The sequence below is a fragment of the Corallococcus sp. AB030 genome, assembly GCF_003668965.1.
GTDB lineage: Bacteria > Myxococcota > Myxococcia > Myxococcales > Myxococcaceae > Corallococcus > Corallococcus exiguus.
The window spans coordinates 1-25,405 of record NZ_RAWQ01000111.1 but is presented as its reverse complement, the minus strand read 5'-3'; the positions used below and the strand labels follow the sequence as shown (position 1 = coordinate 25,405).

The following is a 25,405-nucleotide window of genomic DNA, read 5'->3' as shown; positions in this document are numbered from 1 at the left end:
TGTTTGCCTGCTGGACACCCGCCTTCATTGCAGGTGGGAAGCCCCCGGCATATAAGCCCCCGCCTTCCGGGTTCCGGTGGGATTGAGAAACCCCGTTCTGGGCGTCTCTCCTCGCACCTTCATTTCCGTTAGTTGGTCCTGATGATCTCTCGCGAAAACATTCGCAACGTCGCCATTGTCGCCCACGTCGACCACGGCAAGACCACCCTCGTCGACCACCTGCTCCGGCAGGCGGGGACCTTCCGCTCCAATGAGCACGTGGCCGAGCGGGTCATGGACTCGAACGACCTCGAGCGCGAGAAGGGCATCACCATCCTCGCGAAGAACACTGCCGTCTCCTACAAGGGGATGCAGATCAACATCATCGACACGCCGGGCCACGCCGACTTCGGTGGCGAAGTGGAGCGCGGTCTGCGCCTGGTCGATGGCGTCATCCTGCTGGTGGACGCCGCCGAAGGTCCCCTGCCCCAGACGCGCTTCGTGCTCACCAAGGCGCTGGCCATGGGCCTGAAGACCGTGCTGGTCATCAACAAGATCGACCGTCAGGACGCCCGGGCCAAGGAAGTGCTGGACCTGGTGTACTCGCTCTACATCGACCTGGGCGCGAACGAAGAGCAGCTGGAGATGCCCGTCCTCTACACCGTCGCCCGCCAGGGTCAGGCCTCCACGTCGCTGGACGTGCCGGGCAAGACGCTGGAGCCGCTGTACGACGCCATCATCAAGCACATCCCGCCCCCGCCCCCGCCCCCGGCGGAGCAGACGACGCTGCAGCTGCTCGTCGCCAACCTGGACTACGACGACTACGTCGGCCGTCTGGCGGTGGGTCGCGTGCAGGCGGGCCGCATCACCCCGAACATGCCCGTGTCCGTCGTCCGCGAGGGCGGCAAGGTGCAGCAGGGCAAGATCGTCAAGCTGTTCGGCTTCTCCGGCCTGAAGCGCCAGGAGATCCCGGACGCGGGCCCGGGTGAGATCGTCTCCATCGCGGGCATCGAGGAAATCAGCATCGGCGACACCATCGCGGACTTCGAGAAGCCCGTGGCGCTGCCGCGCATCACCGTGGACGAGCCCACGATGATGATGATCTTCAAGGTCAACGACGGGCCGCTGGCGGGCAAGGAGGGCAAGTACGTCACCTCCCGCAACCTGCGCGAGCGCCTGTACCGCGAGGCCTACCGCAACGTGGCCGTGCGCGTGGAGGACACCGCGACGCCGGACGCGTTCCGCGTGGTGGGCCGTGGCGAACTGGCGCTGGCGGTCATCATCGAGAACATGCGCCGCGAGGGCTACGAGCTCACGGCCTCCAACCCGGAGCCCATCACCAAGACGGTGGACGGTCAGCTCCACGAGCCCATGGAGCTGCTCTTCGCCGACGTGCCGGAGAACAGCGTGGGCGTGGTGACGGAGCGCCTGGGGCCCCGCAAGGGCCGCATGACGGACATGCAGCAGCTGGGCTCGGGCCGCACCCGCCTCCAGTTCCGCATCCCCGCGCGCGGCCTCATCGGGTTCCGCTCGGAGTTCCTCACCATCACGCGCGGTGAGGGCATCATGAGCAGCCAGTTCGACGGCTTCGAGCCGTGGTTCGGCTACATCCCGAAGCGCGCCAACGGCGCCATGGTCTCCGACCGCCTGGGCGACACGGTCCCGTACGCGCTGTTCAGCATCCAGGAGCGCGGCCAGCTCTTCATCGGCGCGGGCACCACCGTGTACGAGGGGATGATCATCGGCGAGAACGCGCACCCGTCCGAGCTCAACGTCAACTGCTGCCGCGAGAAGAAGCTCACCAACATCCGCGCCGCCGGCCGCGACGAGAACGTCATCCTCGTCCCGCCGCGCGAGATGGGGCTGGAGAAGGCCCTGGAGTGGATTGCCGACGACGAGCTCGTCGAGGTGACGCCCAAGTCCATCCGCATGCGCAAGAAGGCGCTGGCCGTGGGCGAGCGCTACCGCGCCGAGCGCGAGCGCAAGCGCGAAGAGCGCGCCGACGCGGAGTAGTCCTTCCGCGGAAGCGCCTGAAGCTTCCAGGGGCCGTCACCTGCGCACACGCGGGTGGCGGCCCCTTCTTCGTTCCGGCGTCAGAAGCCGAAGCGGACGAGCCGCGCGCGGTACGGCGTCGAGTTGCTCCTGTTCCCCTGGTCGTCCCAGCCCTTGAACTCCACGTCGTCCCAAAGCCGCTCTGTCTGGCCATTGACGGTGACGGCGTTGATCAACGGGAGGCTGATGGAGCCCACGTTGCGGCCCGCGAGCTGGTTGCCGGGATCCAGCGCCTCCTGCCGGCCCTGGGAGCAGCTGTCGGTGAAGTAGCAGCCCCGGTCACAGGTGGCCTTCGAGTTGTACGAGCCATGCTTGTTCCCAGCCACGTAGATGCGCGGCGCGCCCCGGTACGCCCCCGCGTACTCGAGCTGCGCGTAGCCGTACCAGCCTGACGCGTCGCACGCCGTCTCCAGGTGCGCGGCCAGGAAGGCCTGGTCCAGGTACCAGCGGCCGTCGGAGTAGTGCACGTCCAGCACCTGGAACTCGGAGTCCCCGTCGTGGGCGAAGACGTTGAAGATGCCCAGGCTGGGGATGCCGTGGTCCTCGTAGTACGCGGCCAGGTAGAAGATGCGCAGCGTGCGCAGGGCGGAGTTCAACGGCCGCGCCGCGAAGTACGGCCGGCGCGCCACGCCCTTCTCCCCCTGGGCAATCCACAGCGTGGGCATGAAGGCCGCGGCCACCTGGAGCTCGCAGCTGTCGCTCACGCCGTCGTGGTCCGCGTCCGGCGACTGGCCCCAGCACTCCTCCGCGGACGGCAGGTTCGGGATGCCCTGCGCGAGCGCGGGGACGGACAGCAACGACAGCACCAGCACCCACACACGCGCATGGGAACGGAGAACGGGGGTCATGTGATTACCTGGAAAGAACCGCGAGGGTGACTTTCAGGGTGAGCACACGAGCGACGGAGCTGAATCCGCCCGCCAGGCCGGGGCACCTGTCCGGCGTCGGTCGAAGCGGTAGTAGAAGCGCGCCAGGACACGCACGTCCTCGAGGAGGCGGCAAGGCGGGTGGAGTCGAACGCGGGCAAGCCTCGGGGCCTGCTGTATCCCCGCCCGGATCCCCGGCACTTCGAGCACGTCCGCGTCCTGCCCGCGGAGGACCTGCGCCCGTGGGTCGAGCACTTCTGGGCCGTGCGATGGGACCTGCGCGGACAGCCGCCCTACCTCCAGCAGAGCCTCAGCCACCCCTCCGTGCACTGGGCCTTCCAGGACGGCACGTCGCGCGTGGGAGGCCCGCACCCGGGCCGCTTCTCCATCACGCTGGAGGGGCTGGGCGGCGTGTTCAGCATCAAGTTCCGGCCCGGTGGCTTCTTCCCCTTCGTGGGGACGCCCGTGTCCGCCCTCACGCGACGAACCGCTTCACCCGGTGCGTTGCTGGGCCCGGAGGCGCTGGAACTGGAGGCGGCCATCCTCGCCACCGACGTCGCGCGAGACGCGGACCGCGAGCGCATCGCCCTGGCGGAGGCGTTCCTGCGGGCCCGCATGCCCGCGCCGGATCCGAACGTGGCGCTCGTGCAGGGGCTCGTCACGCGCATCCTGGAGGACCGCGCGGTGACGAAGGTGGAGGACCTGCTCACGCCCGGAGGCCCGGGCCTGCGCACGCTGCAGCGGCTGTTCAACCGCTACGTGGGCGTGAATCCCAAGTGGGTCATCCAGCGCTACCGCCTGCATGAAGCCGCGGAGCGGCTGCGCGAAACGCCACCTCCAGAGCTGGCGCGGCTGGCGCTGGAACTGGGCTACTTCGATCAGGCCCACTTCATCCGCGACTTCCGGCACATCGTGGGCTGCACACCCGCCGGATACGCCCGGCAGGCGGCGCGCTAGAACGTGTACTTCACGCGCGGGAACACCGCGAACGTCATGATGTTGGGCCCGAAGATGTAGCGCCCGAGCAGATCCGCGCCCACGGAGAAGTGGTCGAAGGACGTGGCGTACTCCACGCCCACGCCCAGGCCCGCGTTGAAGGCGTTGATGGAGCGGCCCGGGTCGCCCTGGTCCGGATCCACCGGCGTCGGGTCCAACCGCGTGTAGCCCGCCGCCACCTTGGGCGTCAGGTAGAAGCGGTTGGCCAGCCGCACGTGGTACGCGGCCGTCAGGTCGCCGAAGGCCACGGTGAAGTTGTCGGACAGGGCGCAGACGTTGGAGTCCGGCAGGTAGCCCGCGAAGCAGTTCTGCGCGGAGGAGCCCAGCGCGAAGTGGGCGCCCAACGACAGCCGCTCCGTCAAGTCATAGCCAATGCCCAACTGCACGTACGACTGCGCGTTGGAGTAGCTGTTCTCGCCGCCCACCGTGAAGAACACCCCGACGTCGGTCTCGGTGAAGAACCCCCGGCGCGGCTCGAACGGCACGCCCTCCGGCGGCGTGGCCCCCAGGGCCGGCGTCGCCAGCGCGAGCGCGGCCAACAGCAGCGACTTCCTCACGACTCCTCCCGTCACGTTGTCCTCCTGCTCCCTCGCACGCCTGGCAGCAGTGGCACGGACAGTAGTGACGCCCGGCACGAAACGGCAGCGGGGAAAAACGAAAATGGCGTGGACCGTTTCGTCCACGCCATTTCGGTCTTCCAGTCTACGAAGTGCGCCCCGGACTACTCAGCGGCGTCCGCACCCGAGGGCGAGAACAGCCAGGGGTACGTCACGTTCACCACGCCGCCGCCCTTGGGCTCCGGGAACTTCCAGCGGCGGATGCGGGAGATCATGCACTGCTCCGCGGGAGAGCTGCCCAGCGTGGACTCGGACACGCTGGCGTCCGCCACCGCGCCCGCCGGGTCGATGGTGAAGGCCACCGCGACCTTGCCGGCCAGCGACGGGTTCTTGTTCAGCTCCGACTCGTAGCAGTACTTGATCTCATTCTGGTGCCGCCGGATGACCTTGGCGATGACGTCCTTGTCCAGGCCGCCAATCACCGTCGTCTTGCCAGGGATGACCTTGGTGACGGACTTGCCACGGCCGCCCAGGTCGATGCCGCCGGATCCGCCCGTGCCCCGGCCATTGCCCTGGGTGCCCAGGCCGCCGATGCCCAGCGCCGTGCCGCCACCGCCGTTGCCCGTGCCGCGCGAACCCATGCCGCCCACGCCGTGCGCGTCACCCATGGCCGCGCCGCCCTTGAGGCCGCCCAGCGAGTTGTTGATGCCCGTGCCGATGCCGCCCGGACCGAACACGTCGGAAGCGCCACCCTTCATGCCCTTGAGCGCGCCGAGGAGACCCACCTTGCCCACCACCTGGCGGTCCTTCTCCTTCTTGGACTTGTCCACCACCTGGGTACCCGGCTTGGAGGGCGCGGCCTCCTCCTGCTTCGCCTCCTCCTTGCCGAACTTGCCCTCTTCGTCCTTGGCCTTGGCGCCCTCCTCCACGCCGGAGAGCTGGAGCTTCTTCGCCTCCACCTTCTTCTCCGGGGTGATGAGGAACTTGGCCACGCGCTGCTGGGACTCGAAGACGTCGTCCGCGGACTTCGTCTCCGTGTGCGGCGTCAGCAGCATGGCGGTGACGAACGCCGCCGCCGCGAGGATGCAGATGGCGGCGATCTTGAAGAAGCCGAAGTCGCGGTCCGAAAGCGACGTCGCCAGGATGGCCGGCGACGGCTTCACGTAGCGCATCACGAACGCCACCGTGCCCAGCGACACCTCCGCACGGTCATGCAGGCCCAGGGTGAAGAGCTGCTCCTGCTCCGACGCGGCGTTGTTGAGCTGGCCCGCGGCGCGCAGCGCGTCCTTCGTGCGGACATCGCCGTTGTTGGTGACGAAGACGCCAGAGCCCGCCGGAGCGCGCAGCTCCAGCTTGTCGCCCTTGCTCACCGCGAGCACGTGGCGCTTGCCCACCTGCGGAGAGAAGACGGTGAAGGTGTTCTTCGCGCCCTCGCCAATGGTGACCGGCGCGCCGTCCTTGAAGTGCTGGACCTCCAGCATCTGGTCGCCCCAGAGCATGGACACCTGGAGCACCTTCGCGTCCGGAGTCGGCTGCGCGTCCCGGGGCAGCGGCTCCTGCAGGTGCGGCGGAGGCTGCGGCTTGCGGGCCGCGGCCACCTGGGGAGGCGTGGCCTTGCGCGCCGCCACCGGAGGCGGCGGAGGGGCGAACACCGGGGTGGACGTCACGTGCTGGGACACCTGCGTGCCCAGCGCGCCCGCCGGAGCGGAGCGCGGCGTGCTCACCGTGCCCACCACGTTCGTGGGCGCCGCGTTCATCGCGGGCCGCTGAGGCGGAGCCTGCCGCATGTTGGGAGGCACCGGAGCCGAGTGGGCCACCGGAGGCGCTACCGGAGCCGCCGGGGGCATCACCGGGCGCTGCTGGAACACGCCGGGCTGCGCCACCGCCGCCGCCGGAGCCACCGGCCGGGGCACCTCACCGAAGAGCACCTCCACCCTTGATGTGCCCACCGTGAGCACGTCCCCGGGCTTGAGCGCCGTGGGGATGATGAGCTTCTGCCCGGACACCTGGGTGCCGCCTTCACTGCCCAGGTCGATGGCCGTCACGGAGCCATCGTTGTCCACCTTCAGCATCACGTGGAGGTTGGACACGCGCGGATCCTGAATCTTCACCGCCGCCTGGGCGCCCGACCCCACGATGACACTCTCCGCCTCCGAAACCGTCTCCTGGATGGAGCCGTCCGGGGTGGTGATCCGAAGCGTCAAACCGTTTTTTCTCGCCGCCGCCATGAAGTTCTTCCTTCTTCCCTTCCCGTCCCGAAAACGTTCAACGCCACCTGTGTCGTCTAGAGATTGTCCGCCGACTTCTGAAGCTCCGGGTCGAAGTTCTCCCGGACCTTGATGAGGCTTTGGAAATCCGTCTTCTTGCGGTTGAGGACGTAGGAGCCCTCCGGCTTGGTGAGCTCGCCCTCCACCGCCACATCCGTGAAATCAATCACCGTCTTCTTGCGGTACACGGTGCGATCCTCCTCCTGGATGATCTTCACCGAGTCCTTGCTGTCCTGCGCCAGGGCGGGAGCCGCCACCCCCAGCCCCCCCACCATCACCATCGCTGCCAGCAGTCGTTTCATGTGATGTCTCCGCCGAGGCCCGCTTCGCGAATTCCATTGCAGGGCTCGCACCAACTCCAAGTCCCTGGATTCTAAGGGAGCCGCCCGGTCGCTTGCACCTGGGCGGCTAAAGGCGGGAAGAAAGTTCTCATCCCTCCCGCCGGGACGACTGTTGTTTCTTCAGGGCGCCGGAGCAGGCGTCGGAGCCGTCTGTCCATTGCCGGACGCATCGTCGGACGCGGGGGCAGCCGGCTCTTCCGCCGGAGCCTCCTGCTCGGGAGCGCTGGTGTCCTGGGGCAGCTGGTTCATCACGGACGAGCCCGCGCCCCCGGTGGCGGCGGCGTCCTTCTTCGCCTCGCCCTCGGCCTCCGCGGTGGCGGCCGGAGCCGGCGCGGGCGGCGGGTTCTTGAGCATGTTCTGCAGGCCGTTCACCTTGGCGGTGATGAGCTGCTTGTCCTGATCCGTCGTGGACGACAGCTCCTTGCAGCGGTCCAGGAACGCGATGGCCTTCTCGAAGGCCGCGCGCTCGGTCGCGTACGCCCAGCCCGCGCCGCACACCGCCTCCGGCTTGTCCGCGGAGCGCGCGAGCACCTTCTCGAACGCCTCGCCCGCGGCGACGCCCTTCTTCGGATCCAGGCCCTTCTGCCCGTCCAGCGCGTACGCCAGGTACAGCTGGCCCTCCAGGCCGTCCGGCTCCAGGGACAGGGCCTTGGTGAAGGCCTTCTCCGCGCCCGCGTAGTCGCGGTAGCTCAGCGCCAGGGCGCCCAGGTTGAGGTGGCCGGGCGCGAAGGTGTCATCCAGCGACACGGCCTTCTGGAACTGGGCCAGGGCGCGCGGGCGGTCGTCCATCTTCAGGTAGATCATCCCCAGCGTGTTGGAGATGGCCGGGTCGTCCTGCGCCACCTTGCGCGCGTTGATGACCAGCAGCTCCGCCAGGCGGTACTGGCCCCGGTCGTACGCCACCAGCGCCAGCGTCTTGTACGCCTCCGGGTTGTCCTTGCTGCGCGCGAGCACGCGCCGGCCGGTGACCTCCGCCTCGTCCAGCTTGCCCGCCAGCCGGTACGTCGCGGCCAGCGCGTTGAGCACGGGCTCGTCGTGTTCATGGCCCGGCGTCTGGAGCGCCTTCATGTACAGCGACAGGGCCTCGTCCAGCTGGCCCGCGTGCCGGTGCATCAGCCCCAGGTTCATCACGGACGGCGTGTGCGCCGGGTTCAGGGCGAGCACCTGCTCGTACGCCACGCGGGCGTCGGCGGGGCGGCCCTGCTTCTCCGCGATGACGCCCAGGTTGAAGCGCGCGTTGAGCGCCTTGGGCTCGTGGGAGACGACGGCCTCGAAGCCCTTGCGAGCGGCGTCCAGGTCCCCGGCCTCGTAGGCCTTCAGGGCCTGCGCGAACTGGCCGTCCGCGTCGCCCTTGTCCGCCGGAGCGGAAGGAGGCGCGGCGGAGGGGACCGTGACTGCGGGCTTCTCCACCGCGTTCATCGCGACGGGCGTGGGCTTGGGGCCCGTGGCGCAGGCCGTGGTGAAGGCGAAGGCGAAGGCCCCCGCCAGGAACATGCGCTTGGTGCGAAAGCCGTTCATCCCCGTCGTCCCCATCCCCTTCAACTGGCTGCTGATGTCGATGCTGTGGTTCGTCTTCACGGCCGCACCCCCTCGAGCGACGCGGTGGGCTCGGACTTCGCGGGCTCCGAGCCCTCCGGCGTGGCGGCGGGCTTCGCGCCCTCGGCGGGCACCGCTTCCGGCGCGGCGGGCTTCGGCTCCACGGAGGCGCTGATGGGGCCGTTGAGGTCCTTCAGCACGCCCGAGGCGATGCGCGAATCACTGCTGCCCCGGTACGTCACCGGCCTCACCTGGGCGTAGGCACCCGGGCGCAGGCGGTTGATCTGATCCTGCGCGGCCAGGGTCCACTCGCTGTAGATGCCCAGCTCGTAGGCCTTCTGGAGACCCTTCTCCAGGGCCTCGCTGGACTTGTCCTCCAGCGGAAGCGCCAGGTTCTCCAGCTCGCTTCGGTACATGCTGAGCTGCTCTTCATCCAGACCGGAGGGGTCCGGCGAGTCCATGATGTTGCGAGCGAAGTCCGCGTACGCGAGGCCGATGCGGGTCAGCGCCGCGATGCCCCACTCGCCGGAGCCCGTGGCGAGCACCGCCGCGTACTCCTTCTCCACGCGCTGCATCTCCTTCTGCTTGTTCGTCAGGTCGCGGCGGATGGTGGAGACGCGCGTGAATTTGATGTCCGAGAAGCGCTTCCACGTGGGCTCCAGCGCCAGGAAGCGCGCGTGGCCGTACGCGTTGAGCACCGCGGTGTCCTTGCGCACGCCCTCCGCGAGCTTGTTCCAGCCGCGCACCAGCTCGTCCTGCGCCTTCTCCTGGCCGCGCACGTCCTTCAGCTTCTGGTACGAGAGCAGCTCGTGGTACCGCGCCAGGTACGCCTGCCCCGCGGCGGTGCGCGAGTCGCGGCCGTAGTCCTCCACGAACCGGTTGAAGGCGCGGGCCGCGTCGCCCCACTTCTTCTCCTTCTCCCAGACGAGGCCAATGGAGAAGGCCACCTGCGGCACGTCCTTGCGGTCCTTGAAGCGCGCCAGGTAGTTGTTCCAGGCGGTGACGGCCTTCTGGGACTCGCCCAGTCCGTCGTACCAGACGCCCGCGTTGAAGAGCGCGTCCGCCACCCACTCGCCCGCCGCGTCCACCTGCGCCTTGAGCTCGGCGGCCTTCTGCGCGCGCTTGGACTCCACGTCCTCCACTGCGCCCGGCGTGTCGTCCTTCTTCGCGACGGTGGTGGCCTTGGCCTTCTTGTCCTTGTCCTTCTTCGACTGAGTCTCGCGGGCCTTCACCGCCGCGTCGTACTCGGCCACGAAGGACTCGGACATCGCCGCGGCCTTCTTGAACTCGGCGACCTTCTCGTAGAGGCCGGACAGCGTGTAGCGCGTCTTCAGCTCGAAGCTGCTGTTCGGGTACTCCTTGAGGACGCGCTCGCCAGCGATGATGCCCTTGTCGACTTCACCGGCCTCCTGCGCGATGACCATCGCGTAGGTGAGCGCGCGGTCCGCGTTCTCCGACTTGGGGAACTCCGTCACGAAGGTGAGGAACTCCTCGGCGGCCTTCGCCGGGTTCTTCTCCTTCTTGTAGACGACCTCATCCACGTACTTGTACTGGCTGCCCTCCACCACGCGTGAGACGCGCAGGGCGAAGTCCGAACCGGGCTTGGACAGCTTCTTGTTGCCCAGGAACTTGCGCGAGAGCGTGTTGAGCTCCTGCCACTCCTCGCGGCTCTCCAGCACGTACATGGTCAGGTCCGCGGCGTCGCGCGAGCGGCGCTCCTCCGGGAACTTCTCGATGATCTCCCCGAAGCGGCGGGCCGCGTCCACGAAGTGCGCGCGGTCGTAGAGGATGACGGCCGCCTGGTAGCGCAGGTCGATCTCATCCTGGTTGCCCGGGTAGAGGTTGTTGTACGTGTCGCACGCGGCGACCAGCCGGTCCTCGAACTTCGTGAGCGCCTGCTCGGCCTGCTCCTTGGCGTCGCGCTTCACCAGCTTCTGCTTGGCGACGTCGCCCTTGTCCTTCTTCTCGTCGACCTTCTGGCCGTCCTTCAGGTCGCTCTTGGAGAGCTGGCCGCGTTCAATCTTGACCAGCTTGTCGTACGCGAGCACCGCGTTGTACGAGGCGCTCTTGCGGTAGGCCTCGTTGGAGACCTCCTTCGCGGAGTCGCGGTCCGGAATCTTGAACGCCACCACGGCGTCGTACTCACCGGCGGCGGCCTCCCACTCCTCCAGGGCCCAGAGGATTTCCGCGTAGAAGAAGCGGATGTTGAAGGCGGAGTCCGCCACGAACTCCGGGTTGTCGCTGGAGGCGAACGCGTCCACGTACTGCTTGTAGATGTCGCGCGCGAGCCGGTAGGTCTCCACCTGGCGCGTCTTCTGCGCCTCCTGGTGGTACTCGGTGACCATCACGCGCATGGCCTCTTCGGTGACGCTGAAGGCGTTGCGCAGCACGCCCGCGTTGCTGGCGTTGGAGGTCCACCACTCGCCACCCGGGCGGTAGAGGTCCACCATCCGCTTCATCTCCTTGCGGACCTGCTGGCGCTGGCGCAGGCCTTCGAACGCACGCACCACCGCCTGCTGGTACTCCGGCGCGTTCGCGCCCATGGGCGAGTCGTCGATGAGCGTGCGGTACACCAGGATGGCGCTGTCGAAGTGGCCCGCGTCCACCAGGCCCGCGGCCGTCTTCGCGAGCAGCCGGCCCTGGCGCCTGGCCGGAGCCTTCTGCTTGAAGTAGGCGAGCGCCTCCTTCGGCTGATCCAGCTGGACGTAGAAGACGGTGAGGTCGTTGAGGGCCTCCGTGCGCAGGTCGCCCAGCTCCTCGCCACGCTGGCTGGCGTAGTCCACCACCTCGTGGAGCTTCTTCAGGCCCGCGTCCAGGTCGCCCGCGTTGAAGTCACACCAGGACAGCTTGTAGGTGGCGTAGGCGTAGATCTTCGGAACGCCAGAGGCGCGCGCCTTCTCGTAGTTCTCCTTCGCGGGCGCGAGCTTGTTGTTCTCGAAGTAGTGGTTGCCCAGCTGGATGTACGCGTCCGGGACGAACTGCGACTTCGGGAAGTCGCGGATCAGCTCCTCGTAGCGCGCCACCGCGTCCGCGCGGCGGTTGAGATCGTAGAGGTTGTAGCCCAGGGAGAAGAGGACCTCGTCGCGGGCCGGGTAGTCCGGGTACTCGCTGAGGATGGCCTCGTAGATGCGCATCGTCTCCGCGCGGTAGCGCTCGGAGTCGCGGTGGTCCTGCTCCGGCGCGGTCGCCTTCTCACCGCGCGCCACGGCGGCGTCGTAGGCCTTCTCCGCCGTGAGGAACTTCTCCATCTCCAGCTGGTAGAGGTACTTGGACTTCTCCCAGTAGAGCTCCGACAGGCGGTACTGCATCTCCGCCTTCTGCGTGGAGGTCTCCTGCAGCTTGGGGATGAGGCGCTTGAAGCCTTCAATGGCCTCGTCGCGCTTCTTGTCCGCGAGCGCGTCCTTCTTGGAGTCCGCGATGCGCGGCATGTCCGCGAACTTGGCCGTGGCGGGCTTCACCCGCGCCGGGCCCTTGCGCATGTCCTGGGGTGCCACGCCGGGCGGCAGCTCCGCCTTCTTCGCCTCCTCCTTGTCCTTCTTGCTCGCGGCCTCGGCCTTCCTGGCCGCTGCCTTCGAAGAGGACTTCTTCGTCGCCACCTTCCGCGGCGGTGCCGTCTCCTCCGCCGCCTCCCCCACCCCACCAGCCGCGAGCGCGACGCCCACCGCCAGTGCACCGAACCGAAGAACCACCTTCATGCGAGCTCCTGGAGAACCGCGCCTCGCCTACTTGGGAAAACTTCTGCCCAATTGGGAGGGACGACGGAAAGTAGACGCGGGTACCCAGATTGAGAAGTGGCCCGGAACGTGCCTTGTGCCCCGGCGTACGCGATCACGCCGAGCCACCTTCCAGGACTCAACATCACGCGAAGAGGCCCCGTCCTCCGTGACAAACGCACGGTGGAGGGGCCTCTTTGGGGTGCTGCTCCTGGCGGCCGGGTGCGCCCGGCTCCTACTTGCCTACTTCTCCTGCCGTGCGGGGCAGCCCCGCTTGAGCGTGTACTGGTAGTAGCCGATCTCGTCGATCCAGAACTCGCCCTGGAAGCGCCAGTAGTTCCACGCCGCGCCGGGCATCTTCGGGCGGTAGAGCGTCTGGCGGGTGAGCAGCGCCTTCTGGTCCACGCCCTCGGAGAAGAGGTCCTTCTCATCCAGCGCGGTCTGCACGCGGATGATCTCCGCCTGGTCGGAGAAGGTGCGGAGGTTGTCCGCGGCCTCCTTGATGCGGTTCTTCGCCAGCGTGCCGCCCACCTGGAGCAGCGTGGTGCGGATGTCCTCGAGCGACGCCACCGTCTGCGCGGCGAACGGCGTCCCGCGCCACGGGCCTTCACTGATGGCGCGCTTCTCCTGGTCCACGCGCGACAGGGTCCGCATCACTTCACGGATGCGCTCGTTGTTGCGGATCCACAGGTAGACGGCGCGCGGCAGGCGGCGGTTCTCGGAGGCCACCAGGTTGAAGGCCTGGATGGGCGCCACGTCCTCGCCGGTGAAGGGCTCCAGCTGCTTCGCCATGGGGCCGTAGCGCTCGTCGAACGCGGCGAGCGTCGTCTTCACCTCGTCGTAGAGGCACGAGTAGTAATAGACGGTCGCCTTGAGGATCCACGACTCGGGCTGGAAGGCACCCTCGAACTGCGGCGCGTGCAGCGCCTGGAGGCTGCCCAGCGCGCCGCCGAAGTCCTCGTTCTGGAAGCGGGCGAAGCCGTTCTCGAACAGGGCCTGGTCCCAGAAGCGCGCGTAGCGGGGCACGCCTTCGTACGCCTTCACCGCGTCCGCGTACTCGCCCCGGCGGTAGTGCACGCGGCCCAGCGCCAGCAGCGCCAGCTCGCGCGTCTCCGGCAGCTCCACCTGCGGCTCCCGGGTGTTGAGCACGGCCTGGAACGCGGCGATGGCCTCCTTGTCCAGCGTCTCCCCTTCCCCGGGACGCCCCGGGAAGCGCGGGTCCGCGAGCACCGTGCCCAGCAGGTAGCGGGCCTTCGCGTAGACGCGGCTGTCCGCGGGCACGGCCTCCAGGAGCGAGCGGGACTCCTCGAAGCGCATGCGGCGCTGGCTGGCGGTGCCGACCAGGTAGTTGATGCGCGCCAGCACCTCCTTGGGCAGCGTGACCCAGCGGTCGCGCACCTCGTCGGTGTAGGCCTGGTTGAGGATGCTGGGGATGAGGTTCTGCTCATCCAGCCGCTGCTGCATGTCCACCAGCCCCTCGATGGCCTTGAGGTACGAGGGGTGCGTGGGGCCGGCGTTGACGATGGCCGCGTAGGAGATGAAGGCCGCGACGGGCAGGTCCTTCTTGGCGAAGGTCTGCGCCAGGTAGAACTCGGCCTTGCCCTTCAGGTCCGCGTCCTCCCCTTCCGCCAGCCGCGCGAAGAGGGGGGCCGCGGTGTCGAGCTTGCCTTCGTTGAAGGCGGAGAGCGCGCGGTTGTAGGTGCCCACGTCCTGCTGGGCGAGGGCCACCGGGGACACGGCGAGGGGCCCGAGGACGACGAGGAGTCGGAGCAGTCGGGACATGGTTAGAAGAGCACCGAGAAGCCAGCGTAGAAGCTGACGTTGTTGAGGACGTCCGACGAAGGCTCGGCGACGAGGTCCCTCCCGAGGATGATGTCCTCGCGGTAGTTCTTCTTCGTCTTCGGGTCCACGCCGTCGAACTTCGCCACCTTGCAGCTGCCGCTCAGGCTGAGACCGTCGAAGGGCTGGTTGGCGGCACGCGCGGCCTCCAGCGCCTCGAAGTCCGCCAGGTTGCAGCCATCCACCTTGTCCACGCGCGCGGTGTAGATGAGGTCGCGCACCTCCAGGCGCAGGGCGTAGTGCTCACCGAACTGCACGCGGAAGCCGCCGCCCACCTCCCCCAGGAACTTGTTGCCCGTGTCGCCGAAGCGCGCGGGCACCTGGAACGTCTGCCCCTCCACCTCGTTCGCCACTTCCGGGCGGATGAGGTGGCGCGTCTTGCCGATGCCCGCGCCGCCACTGAGCACCACGCTGAACTGCGCCAGCGAGTTGTTGAAGAAGGCGAACTTGCCGTAGAGCGGCGTGACTTCGACGCCCGCGTACGCGCCCCACTGGAGCAGGAGCGACGACGCGGCCTGGGCCTGCTCGCGTACCTTGTCGATGAGCTCCAGGTTGAAGTCGCTCTCGTCGGAGTACCAGTTGTACTGGCCGCCCACCTGGAGGGCGAAGTTCTCCTGCAGGTGGTAGACGTAGTTCAGCCCGGTGCCCACGTGGTTGGTGAACTTGCCGTTCACCTGCACGACGCCGGGGTACAGCACCAGCTCGTGCTTGCCCTCGTCCGCGAAGCGCTTCTTCTGGACGATGTGGACGTTGACGTTCGGGTTGTAGAGCGGCGCGCCATTCACCAGCCGCTGCTGCTGCGCGTCCGTGGTGCGCGGCGCTTCACCGGTGTCCAGCACCGGCGCGTCCGTGGTCGGAGTGGCCGCTGGAGCCTGCACACTGGAGGGCTCGGAGGCCGGCGCGCTGTCCGCGTCGCCCTCACCGGTGACGGCGGGCGCGGACGGCGTCGCCGGCGCGGCTTCAGGAATGGACTGGGGCACTGCCGGCGCGTCGCGCTCGGTGCGCTGGCGCTCCGGCGGTTCAGCCGGTGAAGGAGAGGCCGGCGCGGTCGCATCCGGCCCCGGAGCGGCCGGCGGCTGCGCCGGGGAGGCGCCTTGCGCGAACGCGAGGGCAGGCACCGCGGCGACGAGGAGCGCGATGGAACGGAAGGGTCGCATAGGAATGGGTCAGAACGAGAAGGTGTAGCCGAGGTCGAACTGCACCAGGTGCGTGAGGCCCGGGCTGCCGGCGGGCTCGCCGGTGGGATTGCCGGCCTCCCAGTCGTCGCGCAGCAGGTTCACGCGGTAGCTGTCCTTGAAGATCCAGTCGCGCAGCTCCAGCCGGATGCCGTGCTGCTCCTTGATGAAGAAGCGGAAGCCCAGCGCGGCGGACACCACCGGCGCCACGCGCGACTCCTTCACCCAGTAGTTCTCCGTGGCGCTGCCCCGGTCATCCACGGCCGTGCGGTTGTCACAGACGCCCGCGGCCCGGTCCACCACCTGGGAGCACTGGATGACGGACTGGCGCTTCAGGTTGGTGAGGCCGCCGCCCGCCCAGAGGTACGTCTGGAAGTGCACCGGGATGTCCGCGACGAGGCTGATCTTCCCGTAGATGGGAGCCCACCGCGCGCCAACGACGCCGTGCAGGCCCATCCGCCACATGTCCTCCAGCTCGTCCGTGACGCGCTTGTCCTCGCGGTCCAGGAAGGACTCGGAGATGGAGCGCGCCAGGCCCGTGTGGCGGCTGACGGCGTAGCCCGCGCGCGCCTCCAGCGCGAACGTGTCGAACAGGTTGTAGGCCAGCCCAACGTCGAAGAAGTAGTGCGCCGTCAGGTGCGTCTGCACTGGCAGGCCCACGGACAGGGACAGCTCCGGATGGCCCGCGGGCTTGTAGAGCCGGTTGCGGACGACCGCCGAGTCCAGGACGCCGTCTTCCTGTGCGGCGGCGCCGAGAGCCGTCAGCGAGAGGCTCAGCGCGGCGAAGACGCGAAGCGTGCGTGCGTTCATATCTCCTGCCCGGCCCGGGGGTGGGCCGTTGGGTGATCCGGATGGCAACCCGTCTGCTTGGACGGCGAGGCTCCGGCGTGGGACAGCGATGTGAGCACGGCGCCCATTCACCGCAAGCGGATCCCAGCGGCAGTCGGTAAAGTTTTCGCCCTTTGTCCCCAGGGCGACCAGCACTCAACGTTTCCACGGGGATACGCGGCCTCAGGCCCCGCACGCACGCGCGGACACCGCACCCGGAAACGACGAACGCCCCGCCCAGCAACCCGAAGGTGCTGGAAGCGGGGCGTCTGACGGGGCGCGGTGAAGCGCCCCGGCGTCAGTGGCTGCGAATCAGCGCGCGGCCTTGTGCTGCGCGCGCATGGCCACCTTGATGGAGGGGCGCACGATGACGATGCCGTCGTTGTGGCCGGCGACCGCGCCCTTCACGAGCACGAGGCCCTTCTCCACGTCCACGTCCACCACGGTCAGGTTCTGCGTGGTGACGCGGTCGACGCCGTAGTGACCCGGCATCTTCTTGTTCGGGTACGTACGGCCCGGCGTCTTACGCTGACCGATGGCGCCCGGGTGACGCTGATACTCGTGCGTACCGTGGGTCTTGGTCTGCGAACCCTTGAAGCTCCAGCGGCGCATGACGCCGGAGAAGCCGCGACCCTTGGTCACGCCGGTGACGTCCACCAGCTCGCCCTTGGTGAACATGTCCGCCTTGACGGCGTCGCCCACGTTGAAGCCCGCGGCCTCCTCGGCCGTGACGCGGAACTCGCGCAGGTGGCGGCGCGGCGTGGCGCTGGCCTTCTTGAAGAAGCCGAGCTGCGGCTTGTTCAAGAGCTTCTCGCGAATCTCGCCGAAGCCCACGGTCACCGCGGAGTACTCATCCTTCTCCGGGGTGCGCTTGCCGACCACCAGACAGGTGTTGACGTCGATGACCGTCACCGGAACGAGGTTGCCCTCGTCGTTGAACACCTGGGTCATGCCGATCTTCTTGCCAATCAGACCCTTCACGTCGTCCTCACAGCGAGCGCCCGTGGCGCTGAAAGCCCAATGAATTCAATGAACTGGCCTACACGCGTACCCGCGGCCGCCAGGAAGCGGCGCAAGATAGCAAACATGTCCCCTACGTCAAGCACCAAGGGTGGGCGTACCCCTCACTGCGCGACATCCAACCGCGGGTAGAAGGGGTTGAGCTGCCCGTCCGCGATGCGCTGGGCATACACCTCTTCGCCGAGGAGGAACAGGGCCTGATCCAGATAATCTTCCGCGCCCTTGATCTCCTCCTCCTTGGTGGCGATGGCCTGGTCGAGCTCCGCCATCCGGGCGTCGTGCTGCGTCTTCTGCTCTTCCGCGGCGTCCTCCAGCTCGATCAGGCGCTTGTGCGCCAGGATGCCGGCCGCGCCGGGCTGGCCGGGGGTGGGCGTGAGGGAGGCCGCCAGCTGGGATTCCCAGTCCTCCACCTCGCGCGCCAGGCGCATCTGGGCGATGCGGTTCTTCTTGAGGTTCTGCTTGGCGGCGTCCAGCTTCACCGGATCCTGGGTGGTCATCTCCAGGTCCGCGAGCTTCGCCTCCAGCTTCTTCAGGCCCACGATGGCGTAGCGCAGGTCGGCGCGGCGGGTGGCCAGCGTCTTGCGGAGCCCCTTCACCTTGCCTTCCACCGCCGTCACGGCCTTCTGGAAACGGCCGGTGATCTCCTTCTGGGCGCCGCAGTCGTCCTCATGCTGCGCCAGGAAGTCCTGATAGGCCACGTCCTCGTCGTTCATCTCCGCTTCCAGCGCCGCCAGCTCGTCCCGGCGCGCCTCCAGCACCTCTTCGGCGCGGTAGACGCGTTCCATGGAGCGGGGGCAGTTCGGCTTGCCCGGGAGGACGTCCCGGGCCAGGTCGCCGAGCTGGAAGATGAGATCGTTGTAGCTCTCCTTCGCCATGGGCGGATTCATACGCCCAAGACGCCGGGACTGTCACCGACCGAGCGCATTCCCCGCGCCCGGCCCTCTTTCCGCCCCCTCAGGAATCCGCGGGAGCCGCGACGGCCTGGGACTCGCCCCGCCGCACCGCCGCCAGGGCTCCTTCCGCCAGGGCGAGCAGCTCCCGGGCCCGGTCCTGCTCCTCGGTCCGGTTCAGCTCGCAGACCCAGGCGGATGACAGGTCCGCGTGCTGGCGCGCCATCTCCGCGGTTGTCTCGTAGCGCGCGGCCGATGCGCGAGCGAAGGCCCCCTCCCGGCGCAGCTCGAGCACCGTGTCCGGATCCAGATCGATTTCCTCTGGAGGCACCGGCAACGGCCCTCGTCCCAGCGCCGCCAGGCGGGCCAGGAGCCGTGATGCATGGGCGCGGCAGAAGGCGGCCAGCACCATCAGGCGCGCCCGGACCCGCGCGTCGTTCATGCGCTCCGCCAGCCCCGTCATACGGCGGGCCGACACCACTTCTGCCTCCCACGCGGCGGCCAGTGCGGCTGCCAGCCGGGTATGCCTCGCTCCCATCAGCGTCCCTCCCCCACCCTCGTGAGACGCAAGCTAGGAACGCTGTTGGTGCAATTCAACCGACCGCGCGGGCAACCATCCAATAAAGCCCCACTCCCGCGAGGCCAATGGACGACAGGCGCACAACCCTCGAGTGCAGACGGGGCCTGCGCTGAACGATTCGCAGCACGGGAACCAGGAAGGCCACCACCACCGCCTGCCCCATCTCCACCCCCAGGTTGAAGCCCAGGAGCGCCGGCACCGCGTCCGTCCCCAACCCATAGCCGCCGAGCACGCTCGCGAAGCCCAGCCCATGCACCAGGCCGAACAGGAAGGTCAGGCCCGCGCGGTGCCCGTGCTGGCGCAAGAGCAGGTTCTCCAGCGCCATGTAGAGGATGGAAGCGGCGATCGCGGCCTCGGCCCACCGCGTGCCCCGCGCGCCCAGCGTCACCACGCCCAGGGCCGTGAGCCCGAGCGTCAGCGAGTGCGCCAGCGTGAAGGACGTCACCAACAAGAGGATCCGCCGGAACGAACCGCCCACCAGCAGCACCGCCAGGAGGAACAGGAGATGATCCGCTCCGGCCAGGATGTGGCGGATGCCCTCGCCCACCCAGCCGGCGAAGCCGTCCACCGCTCCGGGCGCGACCTCTATTTCGTGGGCGTGGGCGGCGGCCGGGCCCAGCAGGAGCAGGGCCAGCAACACCACCCGGACCGGGGGGAACGGCTTCATCGCGCGAAGGAGCCTGCCCTCCGCGCGCCCTGCCCGTCCACTACTCGTGCACGAACTCCAGCTGCACCTGGTGGCGGCCCGAAAGCCCGCCGTGGTGCGCGCCGCAGCGCGGACAGACCATCGGCAGATCCCACTCCCACTGGGCCTGCACCTCGTCCCCGCAGCAGACCATGGGGAGCGTGCGCAGCATCTCCTCGTCCGGAGGCAGCGGCCGGGGCAGCGGCTCCGGCGCCACGGAGATGAAGGTGGGCCGCGGGTTCTGGGACAGCGTGCGCTGCACGTACGCCAGCTGCTCGTACCGCACGTGGTTCGCCCACGCGCGCGCCATCTGCTCCACGTGCGCGGACTGATCCGGCGTCAGCCACGCGTCCGGCAGCGCGCGGTGGCCGCAGTACAGGCAGTGCCACGCGGGCAGCTCCTCGGGCGTGTACGCCTCGTGGAGGTTTTCGAAGGGGAAGTAGCCCGCGAGCAGCCGCTGCAGCATCCCCGCGTCGTGGCGGCTGGGCCGCGTCTTGAAGGAGCGCTGGCAGCGGGGACATTCGCGCCGCACGAAGCCCGCCTTGTCCCGCGGCAGCTCCAGCCACGCCATGTCCAGCTCCGGCAGGTTCATGCCAGCCCCCGCCGGCGCCCCAGCGACGCGACGGCCAGCACGAACGCGATGAGCGAGAACACCAGGAGCAGGTGCACCCACTGCCCCTCCGTTGAACCGGTGATCAGCCCCATCACCCACAACACCATCAAGATGATGCCCATGGTCCAGTACACGCCACGCCTCCCGCCACACAGGGCCTCGGATAATCAGACCGGGCGCAAGCTAGGAACGCGGAGGCACCGCGGCAACAGGTGGAGCTTTCTGCAGGGTCAGGTTGGGAAACAAACTTCCCAGGCCGGGCATTTTTTCCGGATGCCGAGGGCCCTGCCGGTCCTGTTTCAGCCCCTCTCTTAAGGATCCGTGAGGCAGCTGGCGCACGCTACGTACGCTGGCACGTTGCCTGCTTAGCCGCTGGGTGTGGGCGAGTCAGCGGGCGCGTGTGGTCGGGCGCCAGGGGAGGGCGTGATGAGGGGTTGGACGGTGGCGATGGCGGCGGCGGTGGTGCTGATGGGGACGAACGCGGTGGCGTTCCCGGTGCAGGTTCCGGTGGGTGCGCAGGGGGAAGCGCCGGACGTCGCGGCCCTGAGGGCGCAGCTGGCGGAGAAGGACGCACAGCTCAAGGCCGCCCTGGCCCGGTTGCAGCACTATGAGGACGAGGCGGACTACCTCCGCGCGGAGCAGATGGGCGTGGCCGAGGCCGTGCGCGCCTCCGGGCTCCCGGAGCGGCAGCAGCGCCGGCTGGCGGTCTCCATCGTCCGCGAGGCGGAGCGCAACAACCTGGATCCGCTGCTGGTGGTGGCGCTGATCCGCTGCGAGTCGTCCTTCAACAACTACGCGGTGTCCGGCGTGGGCGCCATGGGCCTCATGCAGGTGATGCCGGACACGGGCAAGTACCTGGCGGAGAAGTCCGGCTGGCGGCTGGGCCGCCACACCAACCTGTTCGACTTCGAGACGAACGTGAACCTGGGCACCGCGTACCTGGCGGACCTCATCAGCCGCTTCGGCTCCGTGGAGGGCGCGCTCGTCGCCTACAACGCAGGCCCGGGGCTGGCCAAGCGCATCCTGGCCAAGAAGGAAAACCGGGTGAAGTTCATGGCCGGTTACCCCGCCAAGGTCGTGAAGGAGTTCCGCAAGCTGAAGGCCCAGCAGGAGCGCGCCATCAGCCTTCGTGCCGAGCAGCCGACAGCCGACCGCAAGGGTTGACCGCTGCGTGACATGCGCTCCGCCCGGTCGCCAACACTCCAGCCGAAGTTGCATGCCCGGCACTGACCTGATCGCCGGTGAAGATGCACTGTCCGGCTCCGGCTGTGCACCCCCACCCCGCGGTGGGAACCCGGACCACCCCTGTGGTCCGGAAACGTGCGGCAGCCGCCATCACATCGCGGGTGGCACACACGTGCACACCTTAGCGGGAGCGCGGATCATGACGGGGCTTCAGATTCATCGGGAGGAGGAGGCGGCGGGTCGGATCACGCTGCGCCTGGAAGGAACGCTGGACGGCCGCACGGCCCAGGAGCTGCGCAACTCGCTCCAGGCGCTGGGCCAGAGCGAGGTGGTCCTGGACTTCGCGCACCTGCGTGAGTTCAAGGACAGCGCGGTGGGCATCCTGACCCACGGCCTGAAGGACGGCGCCGTGCAGCTGCGCGGGCTGGCGACGCACCACGAGCGGATGTTCCGCTACTTCGGCGTGCTGGCCTCGCCGACGACGCACCGGGCGTACTACACGCCCGAGGACATCCTCTCCGTCTGAGGATGAAGGGCCCTCCGGGCCGTGTGCATCCCCGGCAAGTGCCCGCGCCTCCAAGGCAAGCGGGCATCCGGCGTGGAACACGGGCGGCCTGGAGGGGTGCCGGCGGGCGTTTGCCTGGGCTAGAGTCCGCGCCCAGATGACCCAGCCCGCTCGCGTCCTCGGTCCAGTTCCCTCCCCTGCTTCCGCGCGCGCGGTGATGGAGCGGCTCGCCGCCCAGCTTGGCCGAGCCGTGCAGGGAAAACCGGAGGAGGTGCGGCGCGTCGTCACCTGCGTGGTGGCCGGCGGGCACCTGCTCCTGGAGGACATGCCCGGCGTGGGCAAGACGACGCTGGCGGAGGCCCTGGCCCGAGCGTGCGCCCTGTCCTTCGCTCGCATCCAGTTCACCGCGGACCTGCTGCCGGCGGACATCCTGGGCGCGCAGGTGTTCCACGCGCAGACGGCCACCTTCTCCTTCCGGCCCGGGCCGCTGTTCCGGCAGCTGGTGCTTGCGGACGAGCTCAACCGCGCGCCCCCGCGCACCCAGTCCGCGCTCCTGGAGGGCATGGCCCAGGGCCAGGTGTCGCTGGACGGGCAGACCCACGCGCTGCCCTCGCCCTTCACGGTGGTGGCCACCCAGAACCCGGTGGACTTCTCCGGCACCTATCCGCTGCCGGACTCGCAGCTGGATCGCTTCCTCGTGCGCCTGTCCCTGGGCCACCCGGCACCGGACGTGGAGGCGCGCCTGCTCACCACGCGCGGCGCGGCGTCCCCGCTGCCGTCGGTGGAGGCGGTGACGGGGCCGGAGGAGCTGGCGTCGCTGCGTGAGTTCACCCAGGACGTGAAGCTGGACGCGACGGTGGCGGACTACGTGGTGCGGCTGGCTCGGGCCACGCGCGAGCACGGCGACCTGGAGCGCGGCGCGTCCACCCGCGCGGTGCTGGCGCTGGGGTCCGCGGCCCGGGCGCAGGCTTTGTGGGAAGGGCGCGACTTCGTCACCCCCGGTGACGTGCGCGCCATGATGGTGCCCTGCTGGGCGCACCGCGTGCTCTTGAGGAGCGCCGTGCAGGGCGTGTCCGCGCGGGACGAGGCAGCGCACCTGGTGGAGGAGATCGCCCGCAAGGTGGCGGCGCCCCGGTGAAGGCCCCTGCCCGCCCCCCACTCAAGGCGCGGCTGCGCGCCCTCCTTCGTCCGCCGCGCACGCTGTCGGTGACGAAGACGGGCCGCACGTACCTGGTGGTGACGTTCGGCGTGGGGCTGGGCGCGCTCAACACGGGCAACAACCTGCTCTACCTGCTGCTGGGCCTGCTGCTCAGCATGGTGGTGGTGTCCGGCGTGCTGTCGGAGCGCTGCCTGCGCGACCTGACGGTGCGCCGGGTGGGCGCGGACGCGGCCTTCGCGCGCGAGCCCTTCGCCTACCGCTGGGCGGTATCGCGCAAGAAGGGGCACGGCTTCGCGCTGACGTTCTCCGAGGACCTCTCCCCGCTCACCGGCACCGGGAAGCTGGGGCACCTGTCCGCGGGCAAGGAGCACATCGTCCGGGCGGACCTGGCCGCGCCACACCGGGGGCCCGTGCGCCTGTCCGGCGTGCGCGTCACCACCACGTGGCCCCTGGGCCTGTTCGCCAAGACGCGCGTGTTCTCCCTGGAGGGAACGCTGCTCGTGTATCCGCGCCGTGGCTACGCCTGCAAGGAACCGGGGCCCGCGGAGAAGGGCCCCCGGGGCGAGTCAGGCAGCCCGCGCCACCTTGACGGCACCGGCGACGTGGCGGGCCTGCGCGAGCTTGCCCCGAACGAGGACGCGCGCCGCATCCACTGGCTGAAGAGCGCCGCGGCGGGGCGACTCCTGAAGGTGGAGCGCGAGCGCGAGGAGCGCCGCATCTGGAAGCTCGCGCTGGAGACGGGCCTCACGGGTGACGCGCTGGAGCGCCGGTGTGAAGAGGTCGCCGCCCAGGCGCACCAACTGCTGGACGCGGGACATGAGGTCGGCCTCCAGTTGCCGGAGCGCGCACTGCGGCCCGCGGCGGGGGCTTCGCAGGAGCGGCGCATCCTCCAGGCGCTCGCGTGGGTGGGCTTCGAGGGCGTGGACGCAGGGACGGACTCCCGGGAGGCGGCGTGAAGCGCCCCTTGAGGCTGCGGCTCGCCCTGCGCGACCTGGCGGTGGGCTTCGCCTTCGCCGCGATGGCCATGTCCGGCCAGCTGCCCGTGTGGGTGCTGGGCGTCTTCATCGGAGCGCTGGTGCTGGCGCTGTGCGACGTGCGGCTCGTCGCGCGCTTCTCCCGCCTGTCCGCGCTGGGGCTGCTGATCGCCGCGGTGCTCCTGGGCCTCCAGCTGACGGCCGGCGCGATGAACGCGGTGGTGGCGGCGTGCGCCTTCGCGAGCCTCATCGCCGCGCAGCGGATGCTGTCCACGCCGGACGCCGCGGCGGAGGGACAGACGCACCTGACGGGCCTCTTGATGGTGGCCGGTGGCGCGGCGCTGTCGGGCGACATGACGTACGCGCTGTGCCTCATCGCCTTCGGGGTGCTGGCCAGCCTGGCGCTGGCGCTGGGCGTGGTGGAGGCGGCGGTGCCAGACGGCGAGCCCGTGCCGGTGCGCGCGGTGCTGCGGCCGCTGTCCGTGGGCGTGATGTTCGCGGTGGCTGGCGCGGTGGCGTTCTTCGTCCTCTTCCCCCGCCTCAACTGGGCCATGGTGGGGCCGCGTTCGGCGCCGGGCTTCGGCGCGGTGAGCAGCGCGGGCTACTCCAACACCGTGCGGCTGGGCGGCGCGGGCACCATCAAGGGCAACCCGCGCGTGGTGCTGCGCGCCACGCTCACGCCGGATCCGGGCCGCGAAGCGCTGGACGCCTACTGGGTGGGCCGCACCTACGACACCTTCGACGGCATGGAGTGGACGAACGTCGTCGGCGCGCAGCAGACGGAGCGGCAGATCACCCTGCGCCCCGCCAGCGACACGCTCCTCCACCAGCGCATCGAGCTGCTGCCCGCGTACGGCGCCCGCACGCTGATTGCCCTGGAGACGCCCTCGCGCCTGGGCAACGCCATGGCGCACACGCCCACCGGCACCCGGAACAGCCCGGTGCAGCTCCAGGGCGGGGGCGAGGTGCGCTTCACCGTCACCGCGCCCTCGTACACCTACGAAGCCTACAGCCTGCCGCCGGACGCGACGAAGGGCATGTCCGACGGCCTGGTCCAGGTGGAGCGCGACCAACTCCTGGCGCTGCCCGAGCACCTGGACGCGCGCGTCGCACAGCTCGCGGCGCAGGTGCTCCAGGGAGAGAAGGAGCCGCTGGCCGCCGCGCGCAAGCTCGCCACCTTCCTGCAGCGCGACTACGGGTACACGCTGGAGCAGGCAGGCACGCCGGAGGATCCGCTGGCGGAGTTCCTCTTCGTGCGCAAGGCAGGCCACTGCGAGCACTTCGCCACCGCGCTCACGCTGATGCTGCGCACACAGGGCATCGGGGCGCGGCTCGCCACGGGCTTCTATGGCGGCGCGCGCATGGACGGCGGCTACCTGGTGCGCGCGGGCGACGCGCACGCCTGGACGCACGTGCTCGTCCCTGGGCGAGGCTTCGTCACCGTGGACGCGACGCCCCCGTCGAACCGCACGAGCCAGGGCTCCGTGCTGCTGGAGAAGGTGCTCGCGCTCTATGAAGCGGTGGAGTCGCGCTGGCGCAACTCCGTCGTCGACTACTCCTTCCGCGACCAGTTCGAGCTGGCGAGCGCCCTGGTCCGCCCGCCGCGCCGTGCGCCCGGCGCCCCCGCCAACGAAGGCCCCAGCCG

General features: G+C 69.3%; 22 protein-coding genes. 7 read left to right on the top strand and 15 right to left on the bottom strand.

Annotated elements, in window-relative coordinates:
* The first annotated feature begins 141 nt into the window (after positions 1-141).
* Positions 142-1,992, top strand: coding sequence for a translational GTPase TypA (gene typA / locus D7Y15_RS24695; RefSeq protein ID WP_121754125.1), 1,851 nt, complete (start codon positions 142-144; stop codon positions 1,990-1,992).
* A gap of 80 nt (positions 1,993-2,072) precedes the next feature.
* Here the strand turns inward: typA and D7Y15_RS24690 are convergent, their stop codons facing one another.
* The gene (locus tag D7Y15_RS24690) at positions 2,073-2,879 is read right to left on the bottom strand and encodes a hypothetical protein (RefSeq protein WP_121754124.1); all 807 of its coding nucleotides are present in this window, start codon (positions 2,877-2,879) and stop codon (positions 2,073-2,075) included.
* A gap of 159 nt (positions 2,880-3,038) precedes the next feature.
* Here D7Y15_RS24690 and D7Y15_RS24685 point away from each other — a divergent pair, with 159 nt between their 5' ends.
* Positions 3,039-3,854 carry a DUF6597 domain-containing transcriptional factor gene (locus D7Y15_RS24685; RefSeq protein ID WP_121754123.1) on the top strand — a complete coding sequence of 272 codons (816 nt, stop codon included), beginning with the start codon at positions 3,039-3,041 and terminating at the stop codon, positions 3,852-3,854.
* Here D7Y15_RS24685 and cglE read toward each other — a convergent pair.
* The 14 genes from cglE to D7Y15_RS24615 form a co-directional block, all read right to left on the bottom strand.
* Positions 3,851-4,450: an adventurous gliding motility protein CglE gene (gene cglE, locus D7Y15_RS24680; protein ID WP_120580183.1), complete on the bottom strand. Its 600-nt coding sequence runs from the start codon at positions 4,448-4,450 to the stop codon at positions 3,851-3,853. The two genes, D7Y15_RS24685 and cglE, sit on opposite strands and share 4 nt — an antisense overlap.
* Positions 4,451-4,614: 164 nt before the next feature.
* Positions 4,615-6,678 (bottom strand): TonB family protein, encoded by a 2,064-nt coding sequence (locus tag D7Y15_RS24675; RefSeq protein WP_121754122.1) that lies wholly within the window; start codon positions 6,676-6,678, stop codon positions 4,615-4,617.
* A 56-nt stretch (positions 6,679-6,734) separates the two neighbouring features.
* A complete protein-coding gene (locus tag D7Y15_RS24670; RefSeq protein ID WP_014396056.1) occupies positions 6,735-7,019 on the bottom strand; it encodes a hypothetical protein in 285 nt (94 codons plus the stop codon).
* A gap of 159 nt (positions 7,020-7,178) precedes the next feature.
* Entirely contained in the window at positions 7,179-8,636 is a 1,458-nt protein-coding gene (locus D7Y15_RS24665) for a tetratricopeptide repeat protein (protein WP_121754121.1), read from the bottom strand.
* Entirely contained in the window at positions 8,633-12,289 is a 3,657-nt protein-coding gene (locus tag D7Y15_RS24660; RefSeq protein ID WP_121754120.1) for a tetratricopeptide repeat protein, read from the bottom strand. Before D7Y15_RS24660 ends, D7Y15_RS24665 begins: the two co-directional genes overlap by 4 nt.
* 261 nt (positions 12,290-12,550) lie before the next feature.
* Positions 12,551-14,089, bottom strand: a complete 1,539-nt coding sequence (locus D7Y15_RS24655) for a tetratricopeptide repeat protein (RefSeq protein WP_121754119.1) — start codon at positions 14,087-14,089, stop codon at positions 12,551-12,553.
* A 2-nt stretch (positions 14,090-14,091) separates the two neighbouring features.
* Entirely contained in the window at positions 14,092-15,303 is a 1,212-nt protein-coding gene (locus tag D7Y15_RS24650) for an outer membrane beta-barrel domain-containing protein (RefSeq protein WP_120579612.1), read from the bottom strand.
* A 9-nt stretch (positions 15,304-15,312) separates the two neighbouring features.
* Positions 15,313-16,131: an outer membrane beta-barrel domain-containing protein gene (locus D7Y15_RS24645; protein WP_121754118.1), complete on the bottom strand. Its 819-nt coding sequence runs from the start codon at positions 16,129-16,131 to the stop codon at positions 15,313-15,315.
* Between the two features lie 330 nt (positions 16,132-16,461).
* Positions 16,462-17,130, bottom strand: a complete 669-nt coding sequence (gene rplC / locus D7Y15_RS24640) for a 50S ribosomal protein L3 (RefSeq protein WP_120579614.1) — start codon at positions 17,128-17,130, stop codon at positions 16,462-16,464.
* A gap of 143 nt (positions 17,131-17,273) precedes the next feature.
* A complete protein-coding gene (locus tag D7Y15_RS24635) occupies positions 17,274-18,044 on the bottom strand; it encodes a hypothetical protein (RefSeq protein WP_121754117.1) in 771 nt (256 codons plus the stop codon).
* Positions 18,045-18,123: 79 nt separating this feature from the next.
* Positions 18,124-18,537, bottom strand: a complete 414-nt coding sequence (locus D7Y15_RS24630; protein ID WP_223743187.1) for a hypothetical protein — start codon at positions 18,535-18,537, stop codon at positions 18,124-18,126.
* A gap of 115 nt (positions 18,538-18,652) precedes the next feature.
* A complete protein-coding gene (locus D7Y15_RS24625; RefSeq protein WP_121754116.1) occupies positions 18,653-19,306 on the bottom strand; it encodes a HupE/UreJ family protein in 654 nt (217 codons plus the stop codon).
* 40 nt (positions 19,307-19,346) lie between these two features.
* A complete protein-coding gene (locus D7Y15_RS24620) occupies positions 19,347-19,916 on the bottom strand; it encodes a hypothetical protein (protein ID WP_120579617.1) in 570 nt (189 codons plus the stop codon).
* On the bottom strand, positions 19,913-20,071 hold the full coding sequence (locus tag D7Y15_RS24615) for a lmo0937 family membrane protein (RefSeq protein WP_120525751.1): 159 nt from the start codon (positions 20,069-20,071) through the stop codon (positions 19,913-19,915). The genes D7Y15_RS24620 and D7Y15_RS24615 overlap by 4 nt, the downstream gene beginning before the upstream one ends.
* A 292-nt stretch (positions 20,072-20,363) precedes the next feature.
* Between D7Y15_RS24615 and D7Y15_RS24610 the strand changes: the two genes are divergently transcribed.
* From D7Y15_RS24610 to D7Y15_RS24590, 5 genes are all read left to right on the top strand, one after another.
* Entirely contained in the window at positions 20,364-21,101 is a 738-nt protein-coding gene (locus D7Y15_RS24610; protein ID WP_120579618.1) for a lytic transglycosylase domain-containing protein, read from the top strand.
* 220 nt (positions 21,102-21,321) lie between these two features.
* Positions 21,322-21,648 (top strand): STAS domain-containing protein, encoded by a 327-nt coding sequence (locus D7Y15_RS24605; protein WP_120579619.1) that lies wholly within the window; start codon positions 21,322-21,324, stop codon positions 21,646-21,648.
* A gap of 136 nt (positions 21,649-21,784) precedes the next feature.
* Positions 21,785-22,765, top strand: coding sequence for a MoxR family ATPase (locus D7Y15_RS24600; protein ID WP_120579620.1), 981 nt, complete (start codon positions 21,785-21,787; stop codon positions 22,763-22,765).
* Entirely contained in the window at positions 22,762-23,742 is a 981-nt protein-coding gene (locus tag D7Y15_RS24595) for a DUF58 domain-containing protein (protein ID WP_120579621.1), read from the top strand. The genes D7Y15_RS24600 and D7Y15_RS24595 overlap by 4 nt, the downstream gene beginning before the upstream one ends.
* Positions 23,739-25,405: DUF3488 and transglutaminase-like domain-containing protein (locus D7Y15_RS24590; RefSeq protein ID WP_121754115.1), on the top strand; the 1,667-nt coding region annotated here is incomplete at its 3' end. The genes D7Y15_RS24595 and D7Y15_RS24590, both read left to right, overlap by 4 nt.